Here is a 15,720-nt window from a genome sequence, read left to right as displayed (position 1 = left end):
GGGGGGGGGGGGGGGGGTGTTCTTGTGTCCGGGGTTTTTGTTGTCGTGTGGGGGGTGGGGGTGGGGGGGTGGGGGGGGGGGGGGGGGGGGGGGGGGGCGCCCCCCCCCGCCCCGGGTGGAGAGGGATCAGACGGTCGCGGAGTACTGGCTGTCCTTCATGAGGAAGGTCGCCAGCGGCTTGCCGTCGCCCTTCGACATGGCGGTGAAGGTGACGCCCAGCTGGGACGCCGCCTTACGGGCCAGCTTGATGTCGTCCGTGGCCGTGACCTGACCGCGCGGGATGATGAAGCGGTAGCGCACCGCGGTCGTGCCGCCGGCCTTGACGTCGGTGAACTCCAGGCCGAGGGCGCGCACGTCGGCGAACGGACGCTCGGCGATCTCGTACCGGTAGGTGTCGACGGCCGGCGTCGGCTCCGCCTTGACGGCGTCGCCGCCCATGAAGAAGGGCAGGGTGTCCTCGTTGAACTGGAGCAGCGAGAACTTCAGCGAGAGGTCACGGCTCGAGTAGATGTAGTGGATCGGGGAGACCGACTGCCACGAGTCGATGGCCTCCAGCTTGTCCTTCTTCGAGAAGGTGACGCCGTCGCCGGAGGTGAAGCCGAGGTCCTTCCAGCCCGCGCCGGTCCAGTCGGCGGCGGGGTCCGTGCCGAAGGCGGCCGGGGCGGAGGTGCCGGCGTCGGCCACGTAGAGCTTGCCGGTACCGGCAACGCGGATCTCGGCAGAGTTGTTACCAGCCATGGTGGGGTTTCTCCTTGGGTTGGGAGGGGATGACCGCCCCGGACATGGGGTCCGGGTACGGCAAAGGCCCCGCCGGACGGCGGGGCCTGGTCTGTGGGCGAGCGCCCGTCGGGGAGCCGTGCGGGCTCGGGGCGCTCGGGGGTGCGAGCGGCCGGGTGGGCGCTCGGGGTGCGAGCGGCTCGGAAGACGCTCGGGGGGTCCGAGCGGCCGGGGCGGCGCTCAGCGGTCCGAGCGGCTCAGAAGACGCTCAGGGAGAGGCGGATGACGCAGAGGTAGCGGTTGGCGCCCCGGTAGAGGTAGTCGGGCATCCAGCGCGGCCCGTCCTGCTCCTCGACGTCGTGCACGACGTTGTTGGCGCCGAGCTGCTTGCCGATGGTGGCGAGCAGCGCCCGCCGGGCCGCGTTGGCGAGGACGTGGGCGGCGGTCTTGCTCGGCCCGTACACCTCGAACTCGATCAGCGGCATGTCGACGTGCTGGTCGCCGATCCAGGCGCCGCCGCGGCGGTTGACCAGGACGGCGCTCTGGGTGCCGTCGAAGCCGGCCGGCGCGTTGGCGGCGACGGTGACGCCGGCGAGGGCGGGGTCGGCCTTGAGGACGTCGACGACCAGCTTCTCGACGTCCGGGAAAGCACTCGGGGGAGTGGTCATGACGGTTCTCCTCGGGAGAGGGGACGGGTGCGGGACGGGGTGCCGCCCGGGGCGCTCCGGCGGGAGGGGGCGGGGCGCGGCAGCGCGCCCGGACGGCGAACGGCGGAGGCCGCCGCCCGTCCTGCGGGCGCAGCTCCGCCGCTGCACCAACTGTGACAGAGAGCGTGCGCGCACGCAACTAATTCGGAAGCCGATGCGCCGGGACCGCGGAAACACCCCCTGGATAGGTTGGGCGTCACCGACCCCAGGGAGCCGCCATGACCGCCGACCGCCCCCACCTGCTCTACGTGACCGACCTCGCCTACCCGGCGCGGGGGCGGCGCTACTGCGACGAGGACATCCACCTCACCGCCCGGCTGCGCGCCGACTTCGACCTGGCCCTCTGCCACCCGCTCGACGCGGCCGCGCTCATGACCGACTTCGACGCCGTCGTCGTCCGCAACAGCGGCCCGGTCCTCGGCTACCGCAAGGAGTACGACGCCTTCCGCGAGCGGGCCACCGCACTCGGCACCCGCGTCTACAACCCCCTGCACGGCCGCGGCGACATGGCCGGCAAGCAGTACCTCCTCGACCTGACGGCCGCCGGGTACCCCGTCATCCCCACCGCCGACCGCCCCGAGGACCTGCACCGGCTGCCCGAGGCCGAGCGGTACGCGGTCAAGCCCAAGGCCGGCGCCGACTCCATAGGACTGCGCTTCCTGCCGTACGAGGAACTCGCCGGCCTCGCCTACGGCGACCTCCTCGTCCAGCCGCGCGTCGACTTCCGGTACGAGGTCTCCTTCTACTTCGTCGACGACCTCTTCCAGTACGCCCTGTACGCCCCCGACCCCGAGCGCCGCTGGGTCCTCGAACCGTACGAACCGACCGCCGAGGACCTCGCGTTCGCCCGCCGCTTCATCGCGTGGAACACCCTCGACCACGGCATCCAGCGCGTCGACGCCTGCCGCGCCCCCGAGGGCGGGCTGCTCCTCGTCGAACTGGAGGACCTCAACCCGTACCTCTCCCTCGACCGCGTCCCCGAGCCCGTGCGCGAGCGCTTCGCCGACGCCTTGGTCGGCTCCCTCCGCGCCTTCCTGGCGGCATGACGAAGCGCCCCGCGTCCGGAGAGGACGCGGGGCGCTTCGGGTGGGGCGGGTGCGGGGCGCTTCGGTGGGGCGGGCGCCGGGCTGAGGATCAGGCGGTACGGGTGCGGCGGCGGGCCAGCCGCTCGGCCGCGAACACGTCCTCCAGGCGGAAGAGCTGGGCCCGGCCCGCCCGGCCCGCCGCCCGCAGATGACCCAGCTGGACCCACTTGCGGATCGTCGCGGGCGCGACCCCCGCCTCCTCGGCGGCGAGCGGCCCCGGGATCAGCGAGGGCAGTGCGGGCGAGCTCAGCATGAGGTCTCCTTCGTGTCGTCCATCGCCGCCTCGATCTCCTCGGTACGGGTCCCCGAGGCGTCCGACAGCTCCCCCCATCGGTCCTCCGGCCACAGGTGCCGGTAGGCGGGGTCGTCCTGGCAGCCGCACGCCGCGTCCGTGCACACGCACGCCGGGTTCACGCACAGCACCGCCCGCCGGTCGGGGAACGCCCGCAGTGACACCGAGTCGCACCAGGGGCAGCGCCCCGACACCCGGACGACCGTCTCCGCGTCGCCCAGCGTCCGGGCGCACCGACGGGCCATCCGCCGGATCTCGTCCCGGACGTGCCGGGCGAGGTCCGGGTGCCCGGCGACGGCGTCGAGCAGCCCGACGATCCGGCGCAGCCGCTCGATCACCCCGGCCCGGCGCGGCCGCGGCAGCGCGAGCCGGGCGCAGACCGCCTCCTCCAGTTCCACCACGCCGTCGGTGATGTCCCGGATGGCGTCGGAGATGTGCAGCCGGATCGGGGCGGCGCCGTGTCCGGGGACGGAGAGGCCGTGCCGCTGTTCGAGGAGCAGCGCCTCGCGCCGCTCCTCGCGGATCAGCTCGTCGCGGCCCGGGTGCGGAGCGGTGGGCGCGGTTCCGGCGGGGGAACGGCGGCCGGGCGCCAACTCCTCGGACAGCTCGGGGAACTGGCGTACGAGCGAGGCGGTCCAGAGCGTGATGTCGCGCAGCACGAGCTCGACGGTCCGGCCGGCGGCGGCGGCCGGGGCGGGACGGGCGGTGCCGGGGCGGTGGGCGCCGCCCGAGCCGTCGGCCTCTTCGGTGCGTGCGGTGAGTGCGGTGCGTTCAGATCGTCCGGTGCTTCCGGTGCTTCCGGTGCTTCCGGTGCTTCCCGTGCTGTCGGTGCCTTCGGTGCGGTCAGCCACGGCGGCCGCTCCCCACCAGCGCGACCGCCTTCGCCACGCGCTGGGCGTCCGCCGGGCGGCCGTTGCGCCAGAGGCGGCCCGCGCAGACGCCGTCGAAGTAGCTCTCGGCCGGGGCCACCGCCGATTCGCACTCGCGGCGGACGGGGCAGTCGGCGCAGGCCCGCAGAGCCGGGGCCGCCTCCTTGGCGCGGCGGGCGAAGATGACGGACGGGGAGAGGCCAGCGCACGCGGCGGCGGCCTGCCAGGGGGACGGGTCGGGACGGAACAAGGGAGTTCTCCACGGTCCGGGGCCCACCCGGGCTCCATGGGGCCGGTGGGGCTCCTGGGGCTCAGGGGGCCGACGAGTGCGGCGGCGAGCCAGACTTACACGTTGCGTGCGAGCGCGCAACAAGAATCGGGACCGCCGTGAGCCCCCCTTCACCGATTCGACACGATTGCGTGCCCGAAAGCACGTAATTCCGTGCGCGCAAGCACGCTAAGGTATGGGATCCGGAGGGTGGGGGAGCGAGGAGCGGTACACACATGAGCAGTCAAGGGCTCGACGAGTTCGCAGGCTGGGTCGAGGGCCTGATGCGGGCGCGCGGATACGACATCGACAGTCCCCGCGGCGGCGGGAAGTCCCGCATCGCCGACGAGGCCGGGGTGCACCGCGCCGCCGTCACGCGGTTGCTGCAGCGGCAGAGCATGCCTGACCTGGAGACCATGCGCAGGATCGCCCCGCTGCTCGGCGTCTCCGTCCGCGACATGCTCATCCGGTCCGGCCGGGTGAGCCCCGAGGAGCTTCCGCTGGCCGCGGACCTGCTGCCGCCCAGCGACTGGCAGCCGACCATGGAGGACTTCGCCCGCTGGCTCGGCGTGCCCGACGAGCGCCTGGGCGTCTTCGTCAAGGTCGTGAACCAGTTCCTGGAGCCCGACGCCGAGCCCGCGGACGGCCCCGCCGCCGTCGAACCGAGGCGCACCGCCCGCGACTGACCGCGACGGGCCGCCACCGGACGTGACCGGCGACCCTCCCCGGGGCCGCCGGTCCTCCGCGCGCGTGGCCATTTGTTTTGACCGGAGTCCATGCGATAGGTACGCTCATGCCTTGTGCCTGGGGTGTGCCTGGGCTCGTGTGCGTGTCCTCAACCGCACGGCGAGTCATATATCGGCCACCGTGATCCGCGCCTTCTCCGCCTCGTGCGGGGGTCCGCGAGATTCGACACACCCGACCGCGTGGGTCGGCGAATGTTCCAGGTTAGTTTCACCGACGGCACACAGAAACCGGAGAAGTAGTGCCTACGATCCAGCAGCTGGTCCGTAAGGGCCGGCAGGACAAGGTCGAGAAGAACAAGACGCCCGCACTCGAGGGTTCCCCTCAGCGTCGCGGCGTCTGCACGCGCGTGTTCACGACCACCCCGAAGAAGCCGAACTCGGCGCTCCGTAAGGTCGCGCGTGTGCGTCTGACCTCCGGCATCGAGGTCACGGCCTACATCCCGGGTGAGGGTCACAACCTGCAGGAGCACTCCATCGTGCTCGTGCGCGGTGGCCGCGTGAAGGACCTGCCGGGTGTTCGTTACAAGATCATCCGCGGTTCCCTCGACACGCAGGGCGTCAAGAACCGTAAGCAGGCTCGCAGCCGCTACGGCGCCAAGAAGGAGAAGTAAGAATGCCTCGTAAGGGCCCCGCCCCGAAGCGCCCGGTCATCATCGACCCGGTCTACAGCTCTCCTCTTGTCACCTCGCTGATCAACAAGATCCTGCTTGACGGCAAGCGTTCCACCGCCGAGCGCATCGTGTACGGCGCGATGGAAGGCCTCCGCGAGAAGACCGGCGCTGACCCGGTCATCACGCTGAAGCGCGCGCTTGAGAACGTCAAGCCGTCGCTCGAGGTCAAGTCCCGCCGTGTCGGTGGCGCCACCTACCAGGTGCCGATCGAGGTCAAGCCGGGCCGCGCCGCGACCCTGGCGCTCCGCTGGGTCGTGGGTTACTCCCGCGCCCGTCGCGAGAAGACCATGACCGAGCGCCTCATGAACGAGCTCCTCGACGCCTCGAACGGCCTCGGTGCGGCCGTCAAGAAGCGCGAGGACACGCACAAGATGGCCGAGTCCAACAAGGCCTTCGCGCACTACCGCTGGTAGTCGCAACCCACATCGAGACCGAGAGAAGACTGAGCCGATATGGCTACCACTTCGCTTGACCTTGCCAAGGTGCGCAACATCGGCATCATGGCGCACATCGACGCGGGCAAGACGACCACCACCGAGCGGATCCTGTTCTACACCGGCGTCTCGTACAAGATCGGTGAAGTCCACGACGGCGCTGCCACGATGGACTGGATGGAGCAGGAGCAGGAGCGCGGCATCACGATCACGTCCGCCGCGACGACCTGCCACTGGCCGCTCGAGAATGTCGATCACACGATCAACATCATCGACACGCCGGGCCACGTCGACTTCACCGTCGAGGTGGAGCGTTCGCTGCGCGTGCTCGACGGTGCTGTCACCGTGTTCGACGGTGTGGCCGGCGTCGAGCCCCAGTCCGAGACTGTCTGGCGTCAGGCGGACCGCTACGGCGTTCCGCGTATCTGCTTCGTCAACAAGCTCGACCGTACGGGCGCCGAGTTCCTCCGCTGCGTCGACATGATCGTGGACCGCCTCGGCGCCGTCCCGATCGTCATGCAGCTGCCCATCGGTTCCGAGATGGACTTCCAGGGCGTCGTCGACCTCGTCCGCATGAAGGCTCTTGTCTGGTCCGCCGAGGCCAGCAAGGGTGAGATGTACGACGTCGTCGACATCCCGGCCTCGCACACCGAGCTCGCCGAGGAATGGCGCGCCAAGCTGGTCGAGACCGTCTCCGAGAACGACGAGCAGCTCATGGAGCTCTTCCTCGAGGGCGTCGAGCCCACCGAGGAGCAGCTCTACGCCGCCGTCCGTCGCATCACCATTGCCTCCGGCAAGGGTGGCGGCGAGAAGACGATCACCCCCGTCTTCTGTGGCACCGCGTTCAAGAACAAGGGCGTCCAGCCCCTGCTCGACGCGGTCGTGCGCTACCTCCCCTCCCCCCTGGACGTCGAGGCCATCGAGGGCCACGGCGTGAAGGACCCGGAGGAGGTCGTCAAGCGCAAGCCGTCCGACGACGAGCCGCTGTCGGCCCTCGCGTTCAAGATCGCGAGCGACCCGCACCTCGGCAAGCTCACCTTCGTCCGGATCTACTCCGGTCGCCTGGAGGCCGGCACCGCGGTGCTGAACTCCGTCAAGGGCAAGAAGGAGCGCATCGGCAAGATCTACCGCATGCACGCGAACAAGCGTGAGGAGATCGACTCGGTGGGCGCCGGCGACATCGTCGCCGTCATGGGCCTCAAGCAGACCACCACCGGTGAGACGCTGTGCGACGAGAAGAACCCGGTCATCCTGGAGTCCATGGACTTCCCGGCGCCGGTCATTCAGGTCGCCATCGAGCCCAAGTCCAAGGGTGACCAGGAGAAGCTGGGTGTCGCCATCCAGCGTCTCGCGGAGGAGGACCCCTCCTTCCAGGTGCACTCGGACGAGGAGACCGGCCAGACCATCATCGGTGGTATGGGCGAGCTTCACCTCGACATCCTCGTCGACCGTATGCGTCGCGAGTTCAAGGTCGAGGCGAACGTCGGCAAGCCGCAGGTCGCGTACCGCGAGACGATCCGCAAGGCCGTCGAGCGACTTGACTACACCCACAAGAAGCAGACCGGTGGTACCGGTCAGTTCGCCAAGGTGCAGATCGCGATCGAGCCCATCGAGGGCGGCGACGCCTCGTACGAGTTCGTGAACAAGGTCACCGGTGGCCGCATCCCGAAGGAGTACATCCCTTCGGTCGACGCGGGTGCGCAGGAGGCCATGCAGTTCGGCATCCTGGCCGGCTACGAGATGACTGGCGTCCGCGTCATCCTTCTCGACGGTGGCTACCACGAGGTCGACTCCTCCGAGCTGGCGTTCAAGATCGCCGGTTCGCAGGCCTTCAAGGAGGCCGCGCGGAAGGCTTCGCCGGTCATCCTCGAGCCCATGATGTCCGTCGAGGTCACCACGCCCGAGGACTACATGGGTGAGGTCATCGGCGACATCAACTCCCGCCGTGGCCAGATCCAGGCCATGGAGGAGCGCAGCGGCGCCCGCGTCGTGAAGGGCCTCGTGCCCCTCTCGGAGATGTTCGGCTACGTCGGCGACCTCCGCAGCAAGACCTCGGGTCGCGCAAGCTACTCGATGCAGTTCGACTCCTACGCCGAGGTTCCGCGGAACGTCGCCGAGGAGATCATCGCGAAGGCCAAGGGCGAGTAACTCTCCCGAGTTCACGCTTTAGGCTTGACACCAGTCGCCGGGGTTTCGCCCCGGAACCCCGAGGATCGGGCCCCGGCGACTTGGCATCCCAGCAAAGATCACCTGGCGCCGATGAAGCAAGGCGTACAGAACCACTCCGCAGGAGGATTCAGTGGCGAAGGCAAAGTTCGAGCGGACTAAGCCGCACGTCAACATCGGCACCATCGGTCACATCGACCACGGTAAGACGACCCTCACGGCCGCCATTACCAAGGTGCTGCACGACGCGTACCCGGACCTGAACGAGGCCTCGGCCTTCGACCAGATCGACAAGGCTCCCGAGGAGCGCCAGCGCGGTATCACGATCTCGATCGCGCACGTCGAGTACCAGACGGAGTCGCGTCACTACGCGCACGTCGACTGCCCCGGTCACGCTGACTACATCAAGAACATGATCACGGGTGCCGCGCAGATGGACGGCGCCATCCTCGTGGTCGCCGCCACCGACGGCCCGATGCCGCAGACCAAGGAGCACGTGCTCCTGGCCCGCCAGGTCGGCGTTCCGTACATCGTCGTCGCCCTGAACAAGGCCGACATGGTGGACGACGAGGAGATCCTGGAGCTCGTCGAGCTCGAGGTCCGTGAGCTCCTCTCCGAGTACGACTTCCCGGGCGACGACCTTCCGGTCGTCCGCGTCTCGGCGCTCAAGGCGCTCGAGGGCGACAAGGAGTGGGGCGAGAAGCTCCTCGGCCTCATGCACGCCGTGGACGAGTCCATCCCGCAGCCCGAGCGTGAGGTCGACAAGCCGTTCCTCATGCCGATCGAGGACGTCTTCACGATCACCGGTCGTGGCACCGTCGTCACCGGTCGTATCGAGCGCGGTGTCCTGAAGGTCAACGAGACCGTCGACATCATCGGCATCAAGACCGAGAAGACCACCACCACGGTCACCGGTATCGAGATGTTCCGCAAGCTGCTCGACGAGGGCCAGGCCGGTGAGAACGTCGGTCTGCTCCTCCGTGGCATCAAGCGCGAGGACGTCGAGCGCGGCCAGGTCATCATCAAGCCGGGTTCGGTCACGCCGCACACGAACTTCGAGGCCCAGGCTTACATCCTGTCGAAGGACGAGGGTGGCCGTCACACCCCGTTCTTCAACAACTACCGCCCGCAGTTCTACTTCCGTACCACGGACGTGACCGGCGTCGTGACCCTCCCCGAGGGCACCGAGATGGTCATGCCGGGCGACAACACCGCCATGAGCGTTGAGCTGATCCAGCCCATCGCCATGGAGGAGGGCCTCAAGTTCGCCATCCGTGAGGGTGGCCGGACCGTCGGCGCCGGCCAGGTCGTCAAGATCACTGCCTGATCTTGAACTGACCTGGTAGCTCCTACGAGCTGCTGAGCAGTAAGGGAAGGCCCCGCACCGTAAGGTGCGGGGCCTTCTCGCGTTTCCCGGCGCGGCGTTCCCGGCCGGTCTGCCGGCCGGGCCGGCAGGACGCCTCCTACGGCCGCCAGCTCCAGGGGTGCCCGTTCGCGCCGAGGCCCACCACGGTCGCCCCGCGCGCGCCCAGGTGCAGCGCCGCCGACACCGCGGCCGCCCCCTCCGTCCGGGTGCGCAGCCGGCCGCCGGCCCGCACCTGGACCCGGCCTGCCGCGTCGGTGCCGAGCAGCACCGTGCCGAGCGCCGCCGACCGCGCGGCGACCACGTCCCCGTACCCGTCGAGTCCGGCGTCGCCCGCCGGGCCGCGCAGCTCGCCGGCCGCCGGCGGCCGGTGGAACAGCTCGCCCCCCGCCGAGGCCACCGTCGACCCGGAGAGCGGCAGCCGCTCCGGCCGCTCCGCCCCGTCCACCCAGTGCCGCACGGACTCCCGCCCCGCCGCGTACAGGTGCACCCGGCCCGCCGCGTCCAGCGAGACGGCGAGGCCGTCCTGGACCTCGGCGTCCCCCGGGAGCACCCGCCAGGGCCCCCAGGACCCGTCCCAGGCCGCCCGGACCCGGGTCGAGACGCCCTGGGCCGCGTTCCGTACGAAGAGGTGGACCCGGCCGTCCGGGGCCGCGACGGCCACCGGCGCACCGATCCGGCGCCCCCGGTCGTCCCCGCGCTCCGGGTTCCCGAGCCCGCGCCAGGCGAGGAACGGCCCGCCGGGGGAGCGCTGCTCCAGGAGCACCACCTCACGCCGGTTCGACCCGCCGTGGCCGTCGAGCGCGGCGAACCGCACCCCGAAGAGCAGCACCCGGCCGTCGCCGAGCACCGCCGACCCCAGCGCCGGGGCGAGCGGCCCGCCGCCGAGGTCCTCCGGCTCGCCCCAGCCACCGCCGCCGGGCGCCGACGCGCCCCGGGTGCCGCCGGGCGCCCGCGTTCCCGTCGTACCGCCGGCCGGGCCGGACTCCCGCCAGCGGACCGCGCGCAGACCGAGGACGCCGTACGCGGCGAGGCGGCCGCCCGGTTCCTCGGCGAGCACCGGGCGGGCGCCCGGCCACCGGTGGTGGGTGGAGCGGACCCAGCCCTTGCGGTTGGTGAGCGGCCGGTCGCCGCCGACGCCGTAGTCGCCGCAGCCCGAGGGGTTCCCGCAGGGCCAGGAGGGGTCCCCGCCGTACGGGACGAGCCGCGCGGCCTTCTCCTTCAGGACCTGCGGGGGGAGGTTCTTGGGCCAGTGCCGGTTGTAGTAGCCGCGGAAGGCGGTCGCCGTGAACGCCGGTATCGGACCGCCGTCCCGGACCGCGTCGGTGACCCAGCGGCTCAGCGCGGCCCAGGTGAAGGACGCGACCGCCGTGTGGTCGCCGTGATCCGCGTACCCCGGCTGCTCGGAGTCCCGCTGCCGGGTGGCCTCGTCGCTGCGCTGGATGTCCGGATCCGGGTCCAGCGTGTGCACCACGGTCGGCCGGTGGCGGCGCAGGAGGTCCACGAGGACGCCGGTCATCCGGTCGTAGTCGTACGTGTCCGCACGGGTCACCGGCGAACCGGCCGGCAGATGGGTCCGCAGCTCCAGGGCCCGGTCGTGCCAGAGCGCGGGCATCGCCATGAAGCGGCGGGTGGTGTGCATCGGCAGGTTCAGGAAGACCAGCTCGACCCGGCGCGGGCCGTGCGCGAGCGTGTCGACCTCCGCGAGCCGCCCGCCGGGCAGCGCGAGCGCCTCCCGGCGCCAGGGCGTGAACACCGGAAGGCCCAGCGCGGCGGCGTACGCCTGGCGCAGGCCCTGGTGGCGGGCGGCGGAGTAGGCGGCGCGGTCCGGGGGAGCGCTGGGCATCCCCGCGATCCGGTTCCGGCCGGTGTGCTCGCCCGCCGTCACGTACACGGAGACGAGCGGGACCCCGGAGTCGAGCAGCCGCTGCGTGTCCGGGTTCATGAAGTACAGGTCGTCGTCGGGGTGCGCGGAGAACTGCATGAGCAGCGCCCGCCGTTCCCGGGCCTCCGCGATCGGCTTGCCCGGCGCCGGATCGGCGGTGGGGGCGGTCCGGCGCGGTTCCGGCACGGAGCAGCCGGCGGCGGCCGCGGTGACCGCGAGGGCGGTGGCGAGCACCGTCCGACGGCGTGGAGCTGTGGTCACGTGCGCGGTCCGTCCCCTCGGTGCATCGGTCTTCTGCAAGACGGATATCCGGCACTCGTGGTTGTGTACGAAGAAACGCTTCGCCGCGAGGATCGTCTGAAAAGATCTCCGAAAAGATCTCCGAAAAGATCTCCGAAAAGATCTCCGAAAAGATCTCCGAAAAGGTTCGCCGCCGGATGTCGAGACCGCGCCGCCGGCTCCGACCCAGGGGTGACAGCGCGCCGGCGGGGCGCGCGGGACGGGGAGGACACCCGAGATGAAGTACGTCGCGATGATCTACGGCAACCAGGCCAAGTGGGACTCCTTCCCCGCCGACGCCTGGCCCGAGGCGATCGCCCGGCAGGACGCCTTCAACCGCACGTACCGGGAGAGCGGCGAACTCGTCGGCGCGTACGGACTCGCCGACGCGGCGGCCGCCCAGCTGGTCCGCCGCGAGGGCGGTGTCCCCGCGGTCACCGACGGCCCGTACCTGGAGACCAAGGAGTACCTGGCCAGCTTCTACCTGCTGGACTGCGACAGCCTGGAGCGGGCCCAGGAGATCGCCGCGGACATGCCCTTCGCGGACGTCGACCCCGTCGAACTGTGGCCGGTCCTGCACGAGTCCGCGGCGGACGTGTGAGCGGCCCCACCGAGGTCGAGGACCTGCTGCGCGCCTGCGCGCCGCGGGTCCTCGGCGCGCTCGTCCGGCGGTACGGCGACTTCGACCTCTGCGAGGACGCCGTCCAGGAGGCGCTGCTCGCCGCCGCCCAGCAGTGGCCCGCGGACGGGATCCCCGGCCACCCGCGCGGCTGGCTGCTGACCGTCGCCGCCCGGAGGTACGTCGACCTGGTGCGCAGCGAGGCCGCCCGGCGCCGACGCGAGGACGCCGTCGCGCTCGCCACCCCGGACTCCGCGCTCCTCGCCCCCGCCGCGGACGACGCCACGGGGACCGACCGGGACGACTCCCTGTCGCTGCTCTTCCTCTGCTGCCACCCGGACCTGAAGCCGCCCAGCCGGATCGCGCTCACCCTGCGCGCCGTCGGCGGCCTCACCACCGCGCAGATCGCCGCGGCCTTCCTCGTGCCCGAGCCGACCATGGCGCAGCGGATCAGCCGGGCGAAGCAGGCGATCAAGGCCGCCGGATGGTCGCTGGCACAGCCCGAGGGCGAGGACCGCACGGCCCGTCTCGCCGAGGTGCGGCACGTGCTGTACCTCGTCTTCAACGAGGGCTACACGGCCAGCGGCGGCGACGCGCTCACCGCGCCCGAGCTGTCCACCGAGGCGATCCGGCTCACCCGGCTCCTCCACCGGCTCGTCCCCGAGGACCCCGAGACGGCCGGCCTGCTCGCCCTGATGCTCCTCACCGACGCCCGCCGCCCGGCCCGCACGGGCGCGCACGGCGAGCTGGTCCCGCTCGCGGAGCAGGACCGGGGGAGCTGGGACGCCCGGCTCGTCGCGGAGGGCGTCGAGCTGATCAGCCGGACCCTGCCCAGGGGCCGGGTCGGCCCGTACCAGCTGCAGGCGGCGATCGCGGCCGTCCACGACGAGGCCGAGTCGGCGGAGGCCACCGACTGGCCCCAGATCCTCGCCCTCTACGAGCTCCTCGAACGCACCGGGCCGAACCCCATGATCACCCTCAACCGGGCGGTCGCGGTCGCGATGGTCCACGGCCCGCGGGCCGGCCTCGACCTGCTGGAGGAGGCGGCGGCGGACCCGCGGCTGTCCCGGAACCACCGGCTGCCGGCCACCCGCGCCCATCTCCTCGAACTCCTCGGCGACTTGGAGTCGGCGGCCGCCGCGTACCGCGAGGCGGCCCGCCTGACGACGAGCGCGCCGGAGCGCCGGCATCTGACGGAGCGGGCGCGGCGGCTGGGCTGAGGCGGGGTCCGGGCGACGCGGGTGCGCCTCGGCGCTTGCCTCTACGTGACGTGGGGTACAGTCTTCGCTCCCGATTGGCGGCGAGAAGGCCGCGTATGGCAGACTGTCGGGGTTGCTCGGTTGAGTGCCGATGCTGCGCGCCTCCCGTCGGGAGGACCGGAAGCGAGTCCCACAGTACTCGTCGTCTCTTTTCAGGGGCGGACGTACGGGAATCTTCTGGGAAGCGTGAGCGGGGTGCAGGCCAGGCTCCCGGTGGGTGTTCCACCCCCGACTCGCGGTCATGGTGACCGCACCCCCTTGGTTGGGAAATCCTCAGGGATTTCTGCGTAGAGGGAGTGCGACACGCCCGACCGCGTGGGTCGGAGGTGAAACGCGAACCGACCGGAATGCCAGAGCGTTACGAGACAAAGGACTACTAGTAGCCATGGCGGGACAGAAGATCCGCATCCGGCTCAAGGCCTACGACCACGAGGTCATCGACTCCTCGGCGAAGAAGATCGTCGAGACGGTGACCCGCACTGGTGCGTCGGTCGCGGGCCCGGTGCCGCTGCCCACTGAGAAGAACGTGTACTGCGTCATCAAGTCGCCGCACAAGTACAAGGACTCTCGCGAGCACTTCGAGATGCGCACGCACAAGCGCCTCATCGACATCCTCGACCCCACGCCGAAGACGGTTGACTCGCTCATGCGTCTCGACCTCCCGGCGGGCGTTGACATCGAGATCAAGCTCTGAGGGCGCGCGAGATGGCTAAGAACATCAAGGGCATCCTGGGCGAGAAGCTCGGCATGACGCAGGTCTGGGACGAGAACAACCGGGTCGTCCCGGTGACCGTCGTCAAGGCCGGCCCCAATGTCGTGACCCAGGTGCGTACGAACGACGTCGACGGCTACGAGTCGGTCCAGATCGCCTTCGGCGAGATCGACCCGCGCAAGGTGAACAAGCCCCTCAAGGGTCACTTCGCCAAGGCCGACGTCACCCCGCGCCGCCACCTCGTGGAGCTCCGCACCGCTGACGCCTCCGAGTACACGCTCGGCCAGGAGATCACCGCCGACCTCTTCGAGGCCGGCGTGAAGGTCGACGTCACCGCGAAGAGCAAGGGCAAGGGCTTCGCCGGCGTCATGAAGCGCCACAACTTCCGTGGTGGCAAGGCGTCGCACGGTGCCCACCGCGTGCACCGCAAGCCCGGTTCCATCGGTGGCTGCGCCACCCCGGGCCGTGTCTTCAAGGGCATGAAGATGGCTGGTCGCATGGGCAACGAGCGTGTGACCACCCAGAACCTGACCGTCCACGCCGTTGACGCCGAGAAGGGTCTGCTGCTCATCAAGGGCGCCGTCCCCGGCCCCAACGGTGGCCTCGTCCTGGTCCGCACCGCGGCCAAGGGGGTTTGAGGAACCGATGAGCACCATTGACATCCTTTCGCCGGCAGGCGAGAAGACCGGGACCGTCGAGCTCCCCGAGGAGATCTTCGGCGCCAAGGTCAGCGTCCCGCTGATCCACCAGGTCGTCGTCGCGCAGCTGGCCGCGGCCCGTCAGGGCACGCACAAGACCAAGCGTCGTGGCGAAGTCCGTGGTGGTGGCAAGAAGCCTTACCGCCAGAAGGGCACCGGCCGCGCCCGTCAGGGTTCGACCCGCGCCCCGCAGTTCGCCGGTGGTGGCGTCGTGCACGGCCCCCAGCCGCGTGACTACTCGCAGCGGACCCCGAAGAAGATGAAGGTCGCCGCCCTCCGCGGTGCCCTGTCGGACCGGGCCACCCACTCCCGCATCCACGTCGTCACCGGCGTGGTCGAGGGTGACGTCTCCACCAAGGCCGCGAAGACGCTGTTCGGCAAGATCTCGGAGCGCAAGAACCTGCTCCTGGTCGTCGAGCGCTCCGACGAGGCCGCGTGGCTGTCCGCTCGTAACCTGCCCCAGGTGCACATCCTGGAGCCGGGCCAGCTCAACACGTACGACGTGATCGTCTCTGACGACGTGGTCTTCACCCAGGCCGCCCTCGAGTCCTTCGTGTCTGGCCCCCAGACCGCTGAGACCGAAGGGAGCGACGCCTGATGACTGAGGCCGTCGTCACCAGCAAGACCTTCTCGGACCCGCGCGACATTCTCGTCAAGCCGGTCGTCTCGGAGAAGAGCTACGCCCTGCTGGACGAGAACAAGTACACGTTCATCGTCGCGCCTGGCTCCAACAAGACCCAGATCAAGCAGGCCGTCGAGGCGGTCTTCTCGGTCAAGGTCACCGGGGTCAACACGATCAACCGCCAGGGCAAGCGCAAGCGCACCAAGGCCGGTTTCGGTAAGCGCAAGGACACCAAGCGCGCCATCGTGACCCTTGCCGAGGGCAACCGTATCGACATCTTCGGCGGTCCGACCGCCTAAGGGCGGTCTGGATCGTCCGGAATCGGACG

Annotated in this window: 18 protein-coding genes; 12 read left to right on the top strand and 6 right to left on the bottom strand. The window is 70.6% G+C overall.

The genetic code is table 11. The annotated features are described in order from the left end of the window. Positions 1-126 precede the first annotated feature (126 nt). Both ACFVZH_RS11230 and ACFVZH_RS11225 read right to left on the bottom strand, forming a co-directional pair. Positions 127-738 (bottom strand): phage tail protein, encoded by a 612-nt coding sequence (locus ACFVZH_RS11230; protein WP_384895586.1) that lies wholly within the window; start codon positions 736-738, stop codon positions 127-129. Between the two features lie 236 nt (positions 739-974). Next, entirely contained in the window at positions 975-1,385 is a 411-nt protein-coding gene (locus ACFVZH_RS11225; protein ID WP_384895584.1) for a hypothetical protein, read from the bottom strand. 257 nt (positions 1,386-1,642) lie between these two features. Between ACFVZH_RS11225 and ACFVZH_RS11220 the strand changes: the two genes are divergently transcribed. Next, entirely contained in the window at positions 1,643-2,470 is an 828-nt protein-coding gene (locus ACFVZH_RS11220; RefSeq protein WP_384895582.1) for a hypothetical protein, read from the top strand. 88 nt (positions 2,471-2,558) lie between these two features. Here the strand turns inward: ACFVZH_RS11220 and ACFVZH_RS11215 are convergent, their stop codons facing one another. Genes ACFVZH_RS11215 through ACFVZH_RS11205 form a run of 3 tightly spaced genes read right to left on the bottom strand, consistent with a single transcriptional unit; the run spans position 2,559 to position 3,920 of the window. Next, a complete protein-coding gene (locus tag ACFVZH_RS11215; protein WP_384895580.1) occupies positions 2,559-2,762 on the bottom strand; it encodes a hypothetical protein in 204 nt (67 codons plus the stop codon). Further along, positions 2,756-3,652: a hypothetical protein gene (locus ACFVZH_RS11210; protein ID WP_384895578.1), complete on the bottom strand. Its 897-nt coding sequence runs from the start codon at positions 3,650-3,652 to the stop codon at positions 2,756-2,758. The genes ACFVZH_RS11215 and ACFVZH_RS11210 overlap by 7 nt, the downstream gene beginning before the upstream one ends. After that, entirely contained in the window at positions 3,645-3,920 is a 276-nt protein-coding gene (locus ACFVZH_RS11205; protein WP_384895576.1) for a WhiB family transcriptional regulator, read from the bottom strand. Before ACFVZH_RS11205 ends, ACFVZH_RS11210 begins: the two co-directional genes overlap by 8 nt. A 254-nt stretch (positions 3,921-4,174) precedes the next feature. Between ACFVZH_RS11205 and ACFVZH_RS11200 the strand changes: the two genes are divergently transcribed. The 5 genes from ACFVZH_RS11200 (at position 4,175) to tuf (ending at position 9,282) form a co-directional block, all read left to right on the top strand. Continuing rightward, positions 4,175-4,624, top strand: a complete 450-nt coding sequence (locus ACFVZH_RS11200) for a helix-turn-helix domain-containing protein (RefSeq protein WP_384895574.1) — start codon at positions 4,175-4,177, stop codon at positions 4,622-4,624. A gap of 299 nt (positions 4,625-4,923) precedes the next feature. Further along, entirely contained in the window at positions 4,924-5,295 is a 372-nt protein-coding gene (gene rpsL / locus ACFVZH_RS11195) for a 30S ribosomal protein S12 (RefSeq protein ID WP_003948652.1), read from the top strand. A 2-nt stretch (positions 5,296-5,297) separates the two neighbouring features. Then, entirely contained in the window at positions 5,298-5,768 is a 471-nt protein-coding gene (gene rpsG / locus ACFVZH_RS11190; RefSeq protein ID WP_018101248.1) for a 30S ribosomal protein S7, read from the top strand. 39 nt (positions 5,769-5,807) lie between these two features. Beyond that, positions 5,808-7,937 carry an elongation factor G gene (gene fusA / locus ACFVZH_RS11185; protein ID WP_384895572.1) on the top strand — a complete coding sequence of 710 codons (2,130 nt, stop codon included), beginning with the start codon at positions 5,808-5,810 and terminating at the stop codon, positions 7,935-7,937. 151 nt (positions 7,938-8,088) lie between these two features. Next, a complete protein-coding gene (gene tuf, locus ACFVZH_RS11180; protein ID WP_266895417.1) occupies positions 8,089-9,282 on the top strand; it encodes an elongation factor Tu in 1,194 nt (397 codons plus the stop codon). A gap of 136 nt (positions 9,283-9,418) precedes the next feature. On the opposite strand, the gene ACFVZH_RS11175 is transcribed toward tuf, so the two are convergent. Beyond that, entirely contained in the window at positions 9,419-11,464 is a 2,046-nt protein-coding gene (locus tag ACFVZH_RS11175; protein WP_384895569.1) for a PIG-L family deacetylase, read from the bottom strand. 256 nt (positions 11,465-11,720) lie between these two features. Between ACFVZH_RS11175 and ACFVZH_RS11170 the strand changes: the two genes are divergently transcribed. From ACFVZH_RS11170 to rplW, 6 genes are all read left to right on the top strand, one after another. Next, entirely contained in the window at positions 11,721-12,083 is a 363-nt protein-coding gene (locus ACFVZH_RS11170; protein WP_384895567.1) for a YciI family protein, read from the top strand. Further along, positions 12,080-13,321, top strand: a complete 1,242-nt coding sequence (locus tag ACFVZH_RS11165; protein WP_384895565.1) for an RNA polymerase sigma factor — start codon at positions 12,080-12,082, stop codon at positions 13,319-13,321. Before ACFVZH_RS11170 ends, ACFVZH_RS11165 begins: the two co-directional genes overlap by 4 nt. Positions 13,322-13,745: 424 nt before the next feature. Beyond that, the gene (gene rpsJ, locus ACFVZH_RS11160) at positions 13,746-14,054 is read left to right on the top strand and encodes a 30S ribosomal protein S10 (protein ID WP_003948644.1); all 309 of its coding nucleotides are present in this window, start codon (positions 13,746-13,748) and stop codon (positions 14,052-14,054) included. An 11-nt stretch (positions 14,055-14,065) separates the two neighbouring features. Further along, on the top strand, positions 14,066-14,710 hold the full coding sequence (gene rplC / locus ACFVZH_RS11155; RefSeq protein WP_384895563.1) for a 50S ribosomal protein L3: 645 nt from the start codon (positions 14,066-14,068) through the stop codon (positions 14,708-14,710). A 7-nt stretch (positions 14,711-14,717) separates the two neighbouring features. Beyond that, the gene (rplD, locus tag ACFVZH_RS11150) at positions 14,718-15,368 is read left to right on the top strand and encodes a 50S ribosomal protein L4 (RefSeq protein ID WP_384895561.1); all 651 of its coding nucleotides are present in this window, start codon (positions 14,718-14,720) and stop codon (positions 15,366-15,368) included. Further along, entirely contained in the window at positions 15,368-15,691 is a 324-nt protein-coding gene (rplW, locus tag ACFVZH_RS11145; RefSeq protein ID WP_024755407.1) for a 50S ribosomal protein L23, read from the top strand. The genes rplD and rplW overlap by 1 nt, the downstream gene beginning before the upstream one ends. The last annotated feature ends 29 nt before the right edge of the window (positions 15,692-15,720 follow it).

This window comes from Streptomyces sp. NPDC059534 (assembly GCF_042743475.1).
GTDB lineage: Bacteria > Actinomycetota > Actinomycetes > Streptomycetales > Streptomycetaceae > Streptomyces.
The sequence above is the reverse complement of the archived record's forward strand: the minus strand, read 5'-3'. Positions and strand labels throughout refer to the sequence as shown.